Origin of the sequence: Marinomonas pollencensis (assembly GCF_003387375.1) — a bacterium.
GTDB classification, from domain to species: domain Bacteria; phylum Pseudomonadota; class Gammaproteobacteria; order Pseudomonadales; family Marinomonadaceae; genus Marinomonas; species Marinomonas pollencensis.
In genome coordinates this window covers 242310-256711 of sequence record NZ_QUNG01000003.1, presented here as the reverse complement: position 1 = coordinate 256711, position 14402 = coordinate 242310, and the positions used below count along the sequence as shown (strand labels likewise).

16 protein-coding genes are annotated in these 14402 nt (G+C 44.7%); 9 read left to right on the top strand and 7 right to left on the bottom strand.

The window, feature by feature from the left end:
* Positions 1-71: 71 nt before the first annotated feature.
* Positions 72-809, bottom strand: a complete 738-nt coding sequence (nfsA, locus tag DFP81_RS06320) for an oxygen-insensitive NADPH nitroreductase (protein WP_115896911.1) — start codon at positions 807-809, stop codon at positions 72-74.
* A gap of 210 nt (positions 810-1019) precedes the next feature.
* On the opposite strand from nfsA, the gene DFP81_RS06315 reads away from it, so the two are divergent.
* Complete coding sequence (locus tag DFP81_RS06315; protein ID WP_115896910.1) at positions 1020-1370, top strand: putative quinol monooxygenase; 351 nt, start codon at positions 1020-1022, stop codon at positions 1368-1370.
* A gap of 57 nt (positions 1371-1427) precedes the next feature.
* Here the strand turns inward: DFP81_RS06315 and DFP81_RS06310 are convergent, their stop codons facing one another.
* Both DFP81_RS06310 and DFP81_RS06305 read right to left on the bottom strand, forming a co-directional pair.
* Entirely contained in the window at positions 1428-2009 is a 582-nt protein-coding gene (locus tag DFP81_RS06310; RefSeq protein ID WP_115896909.1) for a porin family protein, read from the bottom strand.
* 295 nt (positions 2010-2304) lie between these two features.
* On the bottom strand, positions 2305-3252 hold the full coding sequence (locus DFP81_RS06305; RefSeq protein ID WP_115896908.1) for a LysR family transcriptional regulator: 948 nt from the start codon (positions 3250-3252) through the stop codon (positions 2305-2307).
* A 156-nt stretch (positions 3253-3408) separates the two neighbouring features.
* On the opposite strand from DFP81_RS06305, the gene DFP81_RS06300 reads away from it, so the two are divergent.
* Both DFP81_RS06300 and yghU read left to right on the top strand, forming a co-directional pair.
* A complete protein-coding gene (locus tag DFP81_RS06300) occupies positions 3409-4185 on the top strand; it encodes a ferredoxin--NADP reductase (RefSeq protein ID WP_115896907.1) in 777 nt (258 codons plus the stop codon).
* Between the two features lie 225 nt (positions 4186-4410).
* On the top strand, positions 4411-5262 hold the full coding sequence (gene yghU, locus DFP81_RS06295; protein WP_115896906.1) for a glutathione-dependent disulfide-bond oxidoreductase: 852 nt from the start codon (positions 4411-4413) through the stop codon (positions 5260-5262).
* Positions 5263-5274: 12 nt separating this feature from the next.
* Here the strand turns inward: yghU and DFP81_RS06290 are convergent, their stop codons facing one another.
* Positions 5275-6165, bottom strand: a complete 891-nt coding sequence (locus DFP81_RS06290; RefSeq protein WP_115896905.1) for a LysR family transcriptional regulator — start codon at positions 6163-6165, stop codon at positions 5275-5277.
* Between the two features lie 134 nt (positions 6166-6299).
* Between DFP81_RS06290 and DFP81_RS06285 the strand changes: the two genes are divergently transcribed.
* Positions 6300-7481: an MFS transporter gene (locus DFP81_RS06285; RefSeq protein WP_115896904.1), complete on the top strand. Its 1182-nt coding sequence runs from the start codon at positions 6300-6302 to the stop codon at positions 7479-7481.
* Positions 7482-7709: 228 nt separating this feature from the next.
* Here DFP81_RS06285 and DFP81_RS06280 read toward each other — a convergent pair whose 3' ends face one another.
* Entirely contained in the window at positions 7710-7955 is a 246-nt protein-coding gene (locus DFP81_RS06280; protein ID WP_115896903.1) for a hypothetical protein, read from the bottom strand.
* A 27-nt stretch (positions 7956-7982) separates the two neighbouring features.
* On the opposite strand from DFP81_RS06280, the gene DFP81_RS06275 reads away from it, so the two are divergent.
* Entirely contained in the window at positions 7983-9578 is a 1596-nt protein-coding gene (locus DFP81_RS06275) for an L-lactate permease (protein ID WP_115896902.1), read from the top strand.
* A 62-nt stretch (positions 9579-9640) separates the two neighbouring features.
* Here the strand turns inward: DFP81_RS06275 and DFP81_RS06270 are convergent, their stop codons facing one another.
* Entirely contained in the window at positions 9641-10057 is a 417-nt protein-coding gene (locus DFP81_RS06270) for a PhnE/PtxC family ABC transporter permease (protein WP_245959098.1), read from the bottom strand.
* A 279-nt stretch (positions 10058-10336) separates the two neighbouring features.
* Positions 10337-11047 carry an acid phosphatase AphA gene (aphA, locus tag DFP81_RS06265; protein WP_115896901.1) on the bottom strand — a complete coding sequence of 237 codons (711 nt, stop codon included), beginning with the start codon at positions 11045-11047 and terminating at the stop codon, positions 10337-10339.
* Positions 11048-11356: 309 nt separating this feature from the next.
* Between aphA and DFP81_RS06260 the strand changes: the two genes are divergently transcribed.
* The 4 genes from DFP81_RS06260 to DFP81_RS06245 all read left to right on the top strand — a co-directional run bounded on the left by DFP81_RS06260 (position 11357) and on the right by DFP81_RS06245 (position 14367).
* Complete coding sequence (locus tag DFP81_RS06260) at positions 11357-12040, top strand: hypothetical protein (RefSeq protein ID WP_115896900.1); 684 nt, start codon at positions 11357-11359, stop codon at positions 12038-12040.
* Positions 12041-12408: 368 nt separating this feature from the next.
* On the top strand, positions 12409-12960 hold the full coding sequence (locus DFP81_RS06255; RefSeq protein WP_115896899.1) for a DUF3455 domain-containing protein: 552 nt from the start codon (positions 12409-12411) through the stop codon (positions 12958-12960).
* A gap of 115 nt (positions 12961-13075) precedes the next feature.
* Positions 13076-13639: a sigma-70 family RNA polymerase sigma factor gene (locus DFP81_RS06250; RefSeq protein ID WP_245959097.1), complete on the top strand. Its 564-nt coding sequence runs from the start codon at positions 13076-13078 to the stop codon at positions 13637-13639.
* Positions 13636-14367, top strand: a complete 732-nt coding sequence (locus tag DFP81_RS06245) for an anti-sigma factor (protein WP_115896898.1) — start codon at positions 13636-13638, stop codon at positions 14365-14367. Before DFP81_RS06250 ends, DFP81_RS06245 begins: the two co-directional genes overlap by 4 nt.
* Positions 14368-14402: the final 35 nt, after the last annotated feature.

Genomic DNA, 14402 nt, shown 5'->3' with positions numbered 1-14402 from the left:
GTGAGAAGCGTGACTCTTAATCACGCTTTTCAGGATTTAATACAAAGCTTGTAACCTGTCTTTAAGCGAACTTATTTATTTAGAAAACCGCGTTCTTGTAAAAAGCCAAGCATGTGTTCGCGTTTCTTTCTCTGCACGGCGGCCGCCGTTTGTTCTGACCAGTTACTGGCTTTTTGATTATTGCCACGGCTTTGGTAGTAGGTTTCCATTTGCGCATCATAGGCTTTGACATCGGTTGCACAGCGAGACGCATCGTAACGCTCCGTATGCAATACAACATCAACAGGTAGGCGCGGCTTAACATCCGGTTCCGCATCAGGGTAGCCAAGACAAATACCAAACACAGGGTAGACTTGTTCCGGTAGGGAAAGGAGTTCAGACACTTGGGCTGGGTCGTTGCGAATGCCGCCGATAAAGACAGCGCCAAGGCCAACAGATTCTGCTGCTAACATTAGGTTTTGCGCCATTAGGGCGGCATCGACGGTGGCGGTTAAAAAATGCTCGGTGTGGCCTTCTAATTTGCCAAGCCCTTGCTCTACACAGGCATATTCTACTCGGCTTAGGTCGGCGCAAATTACCAGAAATTCAGGGGCGTCTTCTACCCAATTCTGACCGCCAGCCAAGGTGGCAATTTTCTTACGGTTTTCTGTGTTTGTTACCTGAACCAATGAATAGGCTTGAATAAAACTGGATGAAGCTGCCCCTTGTGCACTGTGGATAAGCTGGTGTAAAAGTTCGGGTTCGATGCTTTTATCTAGATATTTTCGAATCGATTTGTGGGCGAGTTGGGCTTCAATAATAGGGTTCATAACTAGGCTACCTTGTAATAATAATCATCGATATTAATCAGAGGATTAACAGAAAGGAAGAAGCTAATGAGCTTTCGCATTTTGCTACACAAAGAAGACAATAGAAGAAAATGGCTCACAGGAACTTGTCACTCCCTAGTGGATTAGCTATGGTCATACGGCTTTTCAACAGCAGCTTAAGCGTTTTTTATTTTCTGAAAGGATGTCATTATGTCGAGTAAAGTGTATTGCATTGCGCAGTTTTTACCAAAAGCGGGTCAGGAAAAGGCCGCCTTCAAATTATTACAGGGACTTGAAGCCAACACGCTACGAGAAGACGGTTGTATCCAATATCGTTTAACGCGACAAATCGCCAGTCCAGCGGCAACTGGTACCAGCTTTCCTATTGTTTTCAATGAAATTTGGCAAGATATGAAGTCATTTGAAGCGCATAATCAGCGCAGTGAATTGGCGGCATTTTTTGAGAGCCAGTGCCTGTCTAGTGATGGCTTAATTGAAGACTGGAATGTGTGCGTCTACTCAGATGAACCTGAAGACTTTGATGCCCCAAAATTAGCTTGATGGTCGCGGCGCTCTAAAAGAGGCTCGACAAGCATTGTCTTGTCGAGCCGTCAGTGCTTAGAAGCGGTATTCTGCACCAACACTGGCTTGGTTAAAGTCTGTATTGGTATTAGTGCTCGTGCTGTCGGTAGCACTTTTCGCATCTAGATCAACGTCATACCAGGTGTACTGAGCGTTCAGCAAAAAATTCTCCGTGACTTTAAAGCCTACCCCAGCACCAGCGAATACCCCGGTGTCGTCTGTGCTGTCGCTATAGGAAGCAACAGAATAATCTGTGGAATACCAGAGCTGACCTGCTTTTGCGAACAGTTCGACACGGTCAGTGAGCGGAATGGTGCCTTTGATGGCGGCGGTATAGCCGTCTGTTTTAGCGCTTGTTACCCCATTGCCATAGCGGCCAAAGTCGATATAACTTCCCTCTAATGCTAGGTACTGATTAATGCGATAACCGATCACACCTTGCTTGATGTCGTGGTCATCGTCTTGCTCAAAATCATCATCACCATCAAGTTTTAAATAGCCATAGTTGCCGCCAATATAAAATCCGTGGCTGTTGCTGAGTGTGTCGTTTGCGATTGCGATCGTACTGAAAGAAACTAATGCGACACTGGTCACGAGTGCGGGAATGAAGTTCTTCATGTGCTTACTCCTCAGTTAATTTCTAAAATGACGAAGCGAACAAACGCTTCATCGGAGTAACTAACAAGGCGTATGCCAGTCTTATTTGGTTTTGTTTATCTCCTTTTTGCTGCCCTTTTTAGGAAAGGAAGCTGACAAAACTGTCATATTCTTCTCATAACAAGCGCTGTAATTTCAGAAACTAGGTCGTGGTGCTGTGCTGTTAAAAATAGACAGCGGCTGAATAGTTTGCTTAAGCTTGAAGTTTCTTTATGGCGTCTGAAAAAATTACTGATAAGGGTCGCAAAGCATACATTTATGCCTGGTTGGATTCGTGCTGGTTAATTTGAGACAGGCTGACTTGATCGCTGCGTTCTACACCTTCGCTAATAGCGCGACATAAAGATAAAAACTCTCTAATGCTGGGAGTCTGATATTTTTTCTTATGCCAAAGGAAATAAAAGTAGCGTTTTAGGTCCAAGTCCGGCGTTTCTATCGGTACTAGGCTGCCGCGCCGAAACGCGTCTTTTAGCGCAAGGCGTGAAATACAGCCAATTCCCAGACCCGATTCAACCGCGCGCTTAATGGCTTCGGTATGTTCTAGTTCTAGACGAATGTTCAATTGAGCATGATAGTGATGAAAGGCGTGATCAAAGGTCTCTCGTGTCCCTGAGCCGCTTTCTCTAAGAATCCAAGGGGTTTTAATCAGAGTTTCCATGCTGATATTTTGCGCTTTCGCTAAAGGGTTTTCTGGGGAGCAGAATACCACCAGTTCATCCGCCATCCACTTTTCCACTTCAATGTCTGGATGGTGGCAAGCACCTTCGATTAGCCCAATGTCCAGCTCGTAGTTACTGATTTGCTGGATAATTGCGCTGGTATTGTGGACTTCAAGCTTAATCTGGCTATCCGGGTGTAAATGCAAGAACTCTGCGACCAGTAGTGTTGCCAAGTAGTTGCCTATGGTGAGTGTCGCGCCGATTTTCATTAGACCGTAGCCTTGGTGGCCTTTGAGGGTGTTGTTAATGTCTTCGGCTCGATCTAACAACTCGACCGCTAAAGGCAGAATTTGGCGTCCCATTTCATTGATCTTGAGTGATTTTCCGGCGCGATCAAACAATTGAGCATCGTATTGGCGTTCCAGTTCGCCCAAGGCGGTGCTGGTGGCTGATTGGGAGAGAAATAAGGTGCTAGCAGCTCGCGATACGCTGCCGGTACGGGATATGGCAACAAAGATCTCAAGCTGTCTTAAAGTGAATTTCATAGGCTCTATATCTATTTTATAGATGGATAATATCTAAACAATCAACTTAACAAATACTATAGCTGTTTATAGAATGATCAACAACAGCGCTGAGGTGTCGACTATAGGGTCGTTTTTCTCAGCCAAGTATTTTTATAGATTTATAGCAGGATAATCATGAGCGCATTTGCAACAGAACAAGTGTTGAGTGTCCATCATTGGGATGACAATCTTTTTAGCTTTAAAGTGACGCGAGATCCCAGTTTACGTTTTGATAATGGCCAGTTTGTGATGATTGGCTTTGAAACTGACTCACGACCATTGATCCGTGCCTACAGTATTGCTAGCCCTAATTACAGTGAGCACTTAGAGTTTTTTAGTATCAAGGTGGCCGATGGTCCATTAACGTCACGTTTACAGCATTTAAAAGCAGGTGATGACATATTGGTAAGTCGCAAGCCAACAGGCACCTTAGTGACACGTGATTTACACCCAGGTAAACACCTATATTTATTGTCTACGGGAACAGGGTTAGCGCCATTTTTAAGTCTGATTCAAGATTTTGAAGCCTATGAAGAGTATGAAAAAGTCATTTTGGTTCATGGGGTTCGTCAGGTTAGCGAGTTGGCCTACGCGGACTTTATTGAAAACGAATTGCCGAATAACGAATACTTTGGTGATGTGGTGAGAGAGAAGCTGATCTATTATCCAACAGTGACACGTGAGCCGTTTCGCAATCAGGGACGTTTAACGGATCTGATCGCCAGCGGTAAATTGTTTGATGATATCGGCTTACCGCCATTAAACCCAGAGCACGACCGCGTGATGATTTGTGGTAGCCCTCACATGCTTAAAGATACCTCGGCTTTATTGGATCAGCGAGGCTTTAATGAGTCGCCTAAAATTGGTGTGCCAGGGGATTACGTGATCGAACGAGCTTTCGTTGAGAAATAAGCACACGAGTTTCCTTTTTTTTAATCCTTTGTGCTCTAGTGCGCAAAGGATTTTTTGTGTCATTATTTTTTACGTGCACTGGCAGTATGGGCGATCTTAGCTATGACTGGGCTAAGAGCGTAAGCAATGCCGTACGACCGATACGACTGGCAAACCAGCTAACTTGACTGTGTCATAAGCCACAAGGGCTTTTACTTGGTTTGCAAAATATTCTTAGGAGATTGTATGAGTACTGACACAAATTATGTTCCACCGAAAGTGTGGCAATGGGAGCCAGGTAACGGAGGTAAATTTGCTGGAACTAACCGACCCACAGCGGGAGCTACACATGAAAAGGTTTTACCAGTAGGTAAGCACTCGCTTCAACTGCATTCGCTAGCGACCCCAAATGGTCAAAAAGTGACGATCATGTTGGAAGAGCTATTGGCTATGGGCATTGACGCTGCCGAATACGATGCTTATTTGATTAATATTGGCGAAGGGGATCAGTTTGGTTCCGGCTTTGTTGAAATCAATCCCAACTCCAAAATTCCAGCTTTAATGGATCACAGTACAACACCGCCAACGCGCGTGTTTGAATCTGGATCTATTTTGCAGTATCTGGCAGAGAAATTTAATGCGTTAGTGCCAAGTGATTTTAAAGCGAAAACAGAATGCCGAAACTGGTTGTTTTGGCAGATGGGTTCTGCACCTTATTTAGGTGGTGGTTTTGGTCATTTTTATGCTTATGCGCCATTTAAAATGCAGTACCCAATTGACCGCTTTTCAATGGAAGTAAAACGTGAGCTAGACGTACTTGATCAGCATTTAGCACAAAATGAATACTTTGCGGGAGAGGAATACTCGATTGCAGATATCGCTATTTGGCCTTGGTATGGCAATTTAGTGTTGGGTAATTTGTATGGTGCCGCTGAGTTCTTAGACGTAGCCAGTTACAAAAATCTAATGCGTTGGGCAAAACAAATTGAAGCGCGCCCAGCGGTGCAGCGCGGGCGCATTGTTAATAAAGGTTTTGGTGACGGACCCAAGTTGCAGGAGCGTCATGAGGCCTCTGACTTTGATGGTTTGCTCGACTAATTCAGCGACACACTAAAGATTCAATTTACCCGTAATAAATTGTAAAAAAGCCTCGATTCGCGACGATAGCTTGGTGTGTTTGTAATACACAGCCTGAACTTGCTCGCGTGGATTGGGGCTTTGAATAATTTCGGGAAGCAGACTCACTAAGCGACCAGAAGCAAGATCATTAGCAATCATAAAGTGAGACAGTAGGGCGATACCATTGCCAGCTAAACATAATTGGCGAATGGTTTCTCCACTGCTGGCTTTGATGGTGACTGGGAGGTTGAATGGTGTCGTGTTGGGCAGTTTGTTTAGATTGGCAATATCAGAGAAACCAATAATCTCGTGTCGAATTAATTCTTCTTGGTGAGTCGGGGTTCCGGCCTGACTCAGATAGTCAGGCGATGCCACTAGATACAGCGGGCTGCGGCCAAGGAGAGTGGCATACAATCCTGAGTCTGTTAGGTTGCCAATGCGTATTGCAAGATCGGTGCGTTTCTCAATCAAATCAATAATGCTGTCATTGGATACCAGCTCTAATTCGATGTCTGGATAGGCGATTCGAAACGGTTTGATCAAAGGAACAAGCTGATGAAGAACAAAAGGGCTGGCGGCGTCGATTCGCAAGCGGCCGCTAGGGCGTATTTTTTGTTCGGTAAGGGCGAATTCAGCGCCCATTATTTGCTTCATCGCCTCACGAATCGAGCGAATAAATTGCTCACCTTCCTGTGTCACTGTGACTTTTCGAGTGGTGCGAGTAAATAAACTGCAGGCGTGCTCTTGCTCTAGGCGCGAAATAGCACGGGAAACCTTGGCGACTTGTATGTCTAGTGCATTGGCTGCGGCAGAAAACCCCCCATGATCCGCGACGGCAAGGAGTATTTCTAAGTCTTCTGTTTTTGAGCGTATACCATTCATCTTGCCTCACTCATATATTGTTGCTATTTGTGAAAAGGTGATTTGTTATTAATGCTGTTTTTGTAAATATTAACAGGCTTCATAATCCACTCCAACAAAACTTGAATCTCATTTTTAAATAGGAGTGCATTATTATGCCGCTTGCTCTTTGGGCGTTGGCGCTTAGCGCCTTTGCTATAGGTACCACCGAATTTGTTATTGTCGGCCTGATTCCGACCATTGCAAACGATTTGTCAGTGAGCCTGCCTAGTGCCGGTTTATTGGTTAGTTTATACGCCTTAGGGGTGGCCATTGGTGCCCCTGTGTTAACCGCGTTAACCGGCAATGTAAACCGAAAATGGTTGTTAATTGGCTTAATGAGCTTGTTTATTCTTGGTAACTTGTTGGCTTGGGTAGCGCCGAGCTATGAAGCATTAATTACCGCTAGAATATTAACTGGCTTAGCGCACGGTGTGTTCTTTTCGATTGGTTCAACCATTGCGACTCGCTTGGTATCGAAAGAAAAAGAAGCCAGTGCGATTGCTTTGATGTTTACTGGTTTGACCGTCGCCTTGGTGACAGGTGTGCCATTAGGTACTTGGATTGGCCAGCATTTCGGTTGGCGAGCCACCTTTTTAGTCGTATCGGCTTTGGGCCTAATTGCTATGCTAGGCAGCGCTATTTTGGTGCCAAATAATCTGCAGCAATCTTCCAGTGCAAGTTTGGTTAAACAGTTGTCTGTATTGGCTAAACCGCGCCTATTGCTAGTTTATGCAATGACGGCGGTCGGTTACGGCGGCACCTTTGTTGCCTTTACTTTTTTAGCGTCCATTCTTGAATCCGTGAGTGGCTTTCCGTCTTCAGCGATTGGCTTGATTATGCTGGTCTATGGTGTGTCAGTTGCTGTGGGTAATATCTATGGTGGCAAAATGGCAGATCGAATGGGTGCGGTTTCTGCTTTGTCTTACCTGTTTGTTGCTTTGGCGGCCGTGCTCTTCTTGTTCTACTTTACTGCCCCGTACCCATGGTTGGCATTAGTGACGGTTCTGATTTGGGGGGCTTTTGCTTTTGGTAATGTTCCTGGTTTGCAAGTTTACGTGGTACAGATTGCAGAGCGCGAAGCTCCTCATGCGGTAGACGTTGCATCGGGTTTGAATATTGCCGCATTTAATGTGGGGATTGCATTGGGCGCATTGATTGGTGGCCACATAGTGGATCAGTTCCAACTAATCGACACCGCGTGGGTTGGGGGTGTTATTGTTCTGGTTGCCTTTGTATTGACTCGTTTTAGTGGTTATCTGGATAATCGAGCAGCAGGAAAGCCTGTGTCTGCTTAACTCATTTATAGTAAATAGATAAGGGGAGCGACGTATGTCGCTCCCCTTTTTTGTATCAGCTTATCAAGCTTCTTCTTAGTCTCCCGTTATTTTCCTCTCTCCTTTGTTGCGCTCACTAATGCCAGCACCGGCACCGATTGCTATTTGCAGCGATGTCCAGCCTTAAGCTGCGGTATTCAACGCTGAGGTGGTACTGATTTGAGTGCCGTTCTGGTAAATCGAGCAAGGTCATGGCTGCATTGTGTCTGTGCGTAAGAGGTTTTTCGCCTTTATTGGCACAAAGCTTGATTGTAAGTTGCCATTACTAGGGTAGTAGGCGGGAAAGGCAAGCGATGCCACAACCTGCGTAAAGCTGATCAAGGTCATAGGTGCCTTTCTTGCTATGTAGTAAGCTGAAATAGCGTACAAAGCCACAGGCTCATCGAGTGGCGTTTTTGTTATATAGCCGAGACAAGCAATGCTTTTGAGTGTCATCCGAAAACATGCAATGAGGTATCTAATATGGACGTTGAGAGTACTCTTGTTTCGGCATTTCCTATTGTGCTTCTGATTTGGATGATGACCAAGAAGCATGCCCTGCCATCCCATATCGCTCTGCCTATAACCGCCTTATTAGTGGCTGTGATTCAGCTTTTCTATTTTCAATCCGCCGGGCGTTTAATGGCCGCCAATGTGATTTCTGGTGTCTTGTCTGTGCTCACACCGATTTCTATTATCGCGGGGGCCATCTTGTTAAATCGGGTACTGGCCATATCAGGTGCGGAAAAAGTGATTGGGCGTTGGCTGGATTCGATTAGTACCAATGCGGTTGCCCAGTTGATGATTATCGGTTGGGCGTTTGCGTTTATGCTAGAGGGAGCGTCAGGGTTTGGTACTCCTGCTGCGATAGCTGCGCCAATGCTGATTGGCTTGGGATTTACGCCATTAAATGTGGCTATCTTTGCCTTGGTTATGAATTCGGTTCCGGTGTCATTTGGTGCGGTTGGTACCCCTATCTGGTTTGGTTTTGAAGGGTTAAACCTAACGTCTGAACAGCTCTTGAGTGTGTCGAGCCAGACCGCTCTAATCAATCTTTTCGCCGCGTTTATCGTGCCTGTGTTGGCGCTGAAATTTGTCGTTAGCTGGCACCTTATTCGTCGCAATCTTGTGTTTATCTTGTTGAGTATCCTATCTTGCACCCTGCCTTATTACGCCTTGGCGAACTGGAATTATGAATTTCCTTCGTTGCTTGGTGGGGCTATTGGCTTGGTGTTAAGTGTTGTGTTGGCAAAAGCTGACATAGGTTTGAATGCTGCTGAGCATGATGTGCCGAAAGGGGATAGTCCGCCATTTCGAGAGGTGCTCATTGCGGTGTTGCCATTGATACTGCTGATGGTGATCTTGATCGTCACGCGAATAAGTCAGCTGGGCATCAAAGGCTTGCTGATCAATACACAAGCTTGGTTAAGCATGGACTTTGTTGGTGGGCACCTAGGAGTCAGCCCGTCATTGGTTATCTCATTTGACAACATCTTATCTACTTCGGTGGGTTGGTCCTATAAAACCCTCTATGTTCCTGCTTTGATTCCATTTATGCTGGTGGTATTGATCTCAATTCCCTTGCTGAAGATGACCGGTCGACAAGTTGCGGAAGCCTTTTTTGAGACCGGTCGTCGCATAAAGTTACCATTCGTCTCTTTAGCGGGGGCTTTGGTGATGGTGAACTTGATGATGCTCGGCGCTGAAAAGTCGCCTATCTTATTGATTGCTAACGCCTTTGCAGACGTAACCGGAAACAGCTGGTCGTTGTTCGCTGCTTTACTGGGGGCGTTAGGCAGTTTCTTCTCAGGGTCTGCGACTGTTTCCAATCTCACCTTTGGTGGGATTCAGCAAAGCATCGCAGAGCAAGTGGGTTTATCGACCACCTTAATATTAGCCCTGCAATCCGCCGGCGCTGCGATGGGAAACATGGTGTGTATTAATAATATTATTGCGGTTTCTACTATTTTAGGCATCAACAACAAAGAAGGTTTTATCATTAAAAAAACCATTATTCCAATGTTGGCTTATGCTTTGGTTGCTGCGCTGGTGGGGGTGGTATTGGCCAGTCATGGTTAACAATAACAAGACCAACAAACGCTAATCTGGCGTGTTGGTCTTATTGCTGTTTTAAAACCTTTCTAGATCAATTTCTTACGAATATTGACGACGAGGATCTCCGCCAGAATCACCACTACAAAAATAGCCAAAAGTGCGACCGAAACACGCTCCCATTGAAATAGATTCATGGAATCATTCAGTACCACGCCAATACCACCGGCACCCACCAAACCTAGAACTGCGGATTCGCGGACATTAATGTCCCAGCGGAATAAAATAATACTAAAGAAGGCAGGCAGCACTTGCGGCCAATAACCTTTCATCAAGATAGACATGGGTGACGCGCCTGTTGCTCTAATCGCCTCCACTGACCCCATGTCGACTTCTTCCAAGGCCTCCGCGAGCAATTTGCCGACAAAACCGACAGAGCGAAAGCGATCGCCAGTACGCCAGCAATCACCCCAGGGCCGAAAATAGAAACAAACAATAAGGCCCATACTAAAGAGTTGACGGAGCGCGAAGACACTAAGAAAAAACGTGCAATCCAGTGACTCCAGGTCGAACTGGTAATGTTACTGGCGTTCATAAGGGCCAGAGGAATGGCGATGATCAAGGTGAGCAAGGTGCCTATGGTGGCAATGTTTAGCGTTTCTACGATGGCGTCATGGACGGAGAGTGGCTAACAATGGACGCCGCCCTTTATGGCGAGTTGGTTGTAACAACAAAGCCACTGCCCATAATAAGCAGCGGCTTTGTTTTATAAGGTGTGGTGAGTACTAGTATTGAGAATCTTTTAGCACTCTTTCACCATAAATGCCGTTTTTAGGAATTGGCTTATAGCTCGAGTTGGCTGCGCGCATCACACGAATACCTTCTGCTCCGGCGTCGCGAGCGGAAATAATATCGCCGTCTGCATCGCCGTAGTAGATCTTGATGTCATGCGCTTTTATGTACTGAGTCTTTGTGTATTCAGTACGGCTGCTGCCGGCAAAAATAACATCGTTCATTTTCTTGATCTGAAAGGTTTTTTGCAAATAGTCAGTGGTGAAGTGACAAGCAGAACCTGTGCGTCCCGTAATGAAGTAAATATCATCGCCACGTTCTTGGTGCATTTTAATTAGCTTCTGTGCAATCTGCTTAGGCATACTGAACTTATCCCATCCGCAGTTCGCTTTATCCCAGAATTTTTGGTTTGTTAAATAAGAGTAGCCACCTGGTGAAAACACCTGCTGGCCACGGTAAAAAACGGGAGAGCTAAATAAGCTGGTGTCATCGATATCCAGGCCCACAGCAAAAGGTGCCTTTCCTTCTAGCTCTTTTTTAATGTCCGCGACAGAAATCATGCGGACGTCTTTAGGGGCGCCTGCTGCTGTCATTTCAATAGTGGAGTAACCCGGATGAGTGCCTGGTGTTTTTGGGTCTGCATTTGCAGGGAGGCTGACAATGCAAGCCAGCGCTAGAGTGATAGTGCTTAGTGTGTATTTCAATGTGATCCCTCAGCATTTTGATTCAAGTCATCTGCCATTCTATAGCGAAAAAATACGACTTTCTATCTTATTGTTTCTAAGAGAATTTTACTTTTAATCTGTCCGTTAGGTCTGCTTTTAAGGGGGTCATCTAGCTGCCCCGCGTTGGTCAGTCTCCTAATCCCTTGAAGCCAGGCGGTTTTGACTGACAAATGAGGAATATTGCATTAATATGTATTTTTCATGTATTTTTCATGTATTTTTCACTTTTATAAAATGTATCTAGTTGGTTTTTTAACCCTTTGGCTGGGTTCGTAGGGAGGCATGCCAATGTCGTTAGTGACAAAAGCGACCAGCAAAAAAATTAGAAAGATTATCGATAACTCATCGGATGTTTTTGTGTATTCGGATCGCCAGTACACGAATTCGTGGCGGAGAACTACCTTGGTGGACCGCAAATATGTCTATAAAGAGTTTGATTATAAAGATAAAGAAAAGAATTATATTTGGAATGTAGAAGCGAACATTATTAACTATCTACAGAAAATAAAAAGCTATAAATTTCCTCTACCAGATAATATAGATTTAGAAATAAGAAAATCTAAAAAGAGAGTGGAAGCATTTTATGTAAAAAGTTTTCTGAATGGTAAAGTAAGTAAGGAATACCGAGATGAACAGGTTTCTAAGCTGGCTCAGACATTATTTTACTTACACCAGCTTAATGTTTTAGTGCTTGATGTGGGATGCGAAAATTTCGTTGAAATAGAGGGGCAGTTTTGTCCTTTTGATTTCGGCATGGGGAAAATCATTAAATACAACTCATGGTCTTTTAAGAAAGCGCGAGGGGAGGAGTTCTTTAGGTTTAGGAGCGTTGTTGATGACGCTAAGTTTAATGCCTTTGTTAAAGAATACTCTAAACTGAGCGGCGCTTCTGTCTTTGAGTTGATGTTTTTTTATAAGCTATATGATGCTAAACAAAACTTCAGAAGCTTTAGAAAACGCTTGTTTCGTTAAAGCCTTCTGTTAAAGAGAGTTTATTTCTTCTATTTCTGGAAGTTATAGGCGTGACTAATTAGGTAAGCAAGTGTGACGCTTAATATTAGGTAGGTATGCCTTTTTCTAAAAGCGAAAATTAAGCGTCACACAGTTTCTGCTCAAGGCAGTAAGCTAACCAAAATTCTAGTTGTTCTTCTTCAACCCTAGGTAGTATTCAATTCCTTTGATCTGATCTTCTGCGTGGGTTTATCGTAGGGCTCAGCAGGTTTTTTTAAATTATTTTTATTTTTCTGCATCCAAATAACATTCTCGATTGTAGTACCTATTAGCAGTAGGACATTGACTGTTTCTGACACTAACAATTATCAGCAATAGGGAAGATGAAAATGAAAAATAACACTATGCGTAAAAGCCTACAAATTACCGCCGCGTCTGTATTAATGGCCGCCGCATCACAATCCTATGCGGGCAGTTTTTCTCAAGACAAATTACCCGATGCAGTAAAAGTGCCTGAGGGCAATGTGGTCGTTATGTACACTTCAGCACAAGGTAATATCACTTGGGTCTGTAAAGCCGATGCGAAAAAAAGCAAGCAAGCGAAGTGGTCTTTTGCTGGCCCACGCGCCATCTTAAGCGATAATAAGGGTAATCATTTAGTGTCCTATTTTGGGCCTCCTGCTACTTGGGAGTCCTTAGACGGCTCATCAATTACCGGTAAGCAGTTGGCGGTATCCCCATCAGCGAAAGGGAGTATTCCTATGCAGTTGGTGAAAGCGAATGCTTCCGCTCGCTCTGGCGCGTTAGAGGGGGTTACTTATGTTCAGCGTATCAACCTGAAAGGCGGTGCGGCACCTGAGAAAGGCTGCAGCATTGATAAAATTGGCCACACTGTTGTAGTGAACTATTCTGGTGATTATTTATTTTGGAAAGCGAAGTGATATTTTGCTCGACTATTATTTAGTGTAGCAATGAGTTGATATGTCATTTCTTCAGCCTTTAATGACTTGAAAAGCCCAGTTCCGTACACTGGGTTTTTTCATTAGGAAAATCAGCGTGCCATCAGTAACGACTTTTGATTATGAAAATGCGCTAGTGTGTTGTGCTGGTGGCAATCGACGAGCATTAATGCAGCTTTACGAGCAGGAAGCACCAAGGTTGCTGGCTGTGGTGATGAGGATTTTACAAAATCGTCCTTTGGCGGAAGATATAGTGCATGACGCCTTCATTAAAATTTGGCAAAACGCCGATCGTTATCATAAAGGGCTAGGCTCTGCTCGGGGGTGGATTTACACCGTAGCAAGAAATTTAGCATTGAACGCTTTAAAATACAGCCAACGACAAGTGCTTGCTGAACCTGACTTTTTATTGGACTTATGTGATAAGCAAGTACTGGATAATGAGCATCCAGATGATGAATTCGCTAGCGATGTTTTCACTCAGGCGTCGCTTGATGTTTGTTTGGATCATTTGGAAAACGAACGAAAACTCTGTGTCTTGCATGCGTATGTTGATGGTTACACACAAGATGAAATCGCTAAGCTGCTAGGTAAGCCGCTTGGCACGGTGAAATCATGGATTAAGCGCAGTCTGGCGGCCTTGAAGGAGTGTTTACAATGAATAAACCGACAAATGACACGCCAGAGACAGACAGTGAATGGGTTGGACAATATGTACTGGGTACATTAAATGATGAAGAGCGAGTTGCATTTGAAGCGCGTTTAGCTCAAAGCGACGAACTGCAAAAAGCGGTGAATCAGTGGCAAGAACATTTTTTGTCTATTACCGATCGACTAGTGCCATTAACTGCTCCCCAGCCGTTATCTGCGCGTATTGAACGTAGCGTCGATGCGTTAGAGTCTGCTACTCAAACGAAAGCGCCAGCGAGTACTAAATTAGGTTTATTTTGGCAGAATTTAGCATTGTGGCGTGGTTTATCGACGGCTTGTTTTGTTGTCGCGGTATTTTTTGCCGTGCAGCTGCAGACTGTCCAACCTACCATGAGCGATCCTACCTACATTGCTGTATTGGTCGCGCCTGAAAACAAAACACCTGGCTGGGTAATACAAACGAGTCAAGCAAGGCAAATGCAGCTTGTTCCATTAGCCGCGATAGAAATTCCAGCAGGCAAAGCATTGCAGTTTTGGACCAAAGCCGAAGGTTGGGACGCTCCCGTGTCGCTGGGCTTAGTTAAGAAAGGAGAGACCCTAAACATTGCTTTGGATAAGCTGCCACCCCTGACAGACAATCAACTGTTTGAGCTGACTTTAGAGCAAGAAGGTGGCTCGCCAACCGGTAAACCAACAGGGCCAATTCAATCGATAGGTCGCGGCACAATCATGCTGTAGCCCAATATATTAAATATGGTAGAGGTCAGAGTAAT

What these genes read in the sequence shown, in the direction of transcription:
- nfsA (WP_115896911.1), bottom strand. Translation starts at nt 809, where the DNA reads ATGAACCCTATTATTGAAGCCCAACTCGCCCACAAATCGATTCGAAAA.
- DFP81_RS06315 (WP_115896910.1), top strand. Translation starts at nt 1,020, where the DNA reads ATGTCGAGTAAAGTGTATTGCATTGCGCAGTTTTTACCAAAAGCGGGT.
- DFP81_RS06310 (WP_115896909.1), bottom strand. Translation starts at nt 2,009, where the DNA reads ATGAAGAACTTCATTCCCGCACTCGTGACCAGTGTCGCATTAGTTTCT.
- DFP81_RS06305 (WP_115896908.1), bottom strand. Translation starts at nt 3,252, where the DNA reads ATGAAATTCACTTTAAGACAGCTTGAGATCTTTGTTGCCATATCCCGT.
- DFP81_RS06300 (WP_115896907.1), top strand. Translation starts at nt 3,409, where the DNA reads ATGAGCGCATTTGCAACAGAACAAGTGTTGAGTGTCCATCATTGGGAT.
- yghU (WP_115896906.1), top strand. Translation starts at nt 4,411, where the DNA reads ATGAGTACTGACACAAATTATGTTCCACCGAAAGTGTGGCAATGGGAG.
- DFP81_RS06290 (WP_115896905.1), bottom strand. Translation starts at nt 6,165, where the DNA reads ATGAATGGTATACGCTCAAAAACAGAAGACTTAGAAATACTCCTTGCC.
- DFP81_RS06285 (WP_115896904.1), top strand. Translation starts at nt 6,300, where the DNA reads ATGCCGCTTGCTCTTTGGGCGTTGGCGCTTAGCGCCTTTGCTATAGGT.
- DFP81_RS06280 (WP_115896903.1), bottom strand. Translation starts at nt 7,955, where the DNA reads ATGACACTCAAAAGCATTGCTTGTCTCGGCTATATAACAAAAACGCCA.
- DFP81_RS06275 (WP_115896902.1), top strand. Translation starts at nt 7,983, where the DNA reads ATGGACGTTGAGAGTACTCTTGTTTCGGCATTTCCTATTGTGCTTCTG.
- DFP81_RS06270 (WP_245959098.1), bottom strand. Translation starts at nt 10,057, where the DNA reads ATGGGCCTTATTGTTTGTTTCTATTTTCGGCCCTGGGGTGATTGCTGG.
- DFP81_RS06260 (WP_115896900.1), top strand. Translation starts at nt 11,357, where the DNA reads ATGTCGTTAGTGACAAAAGCGACCAGCAAAAAAATTAGAAAGATTATC.
- DFP81_RS06255 (WP_115896899.1), top strand. Translation starts at nt 12,409, where the DNA reads ATGAAAAATAACACTATGCGTAAAAGCCTACAAATTACCGCCGCGTCT.
- DFP81_RS06245 (WP_115896898.1), top strand. Translation starts at nt 13,636, where the DNA reads ATGAATAAACCGACAAATGACACGCCAGAGACAGACAGTGAATGGGTT.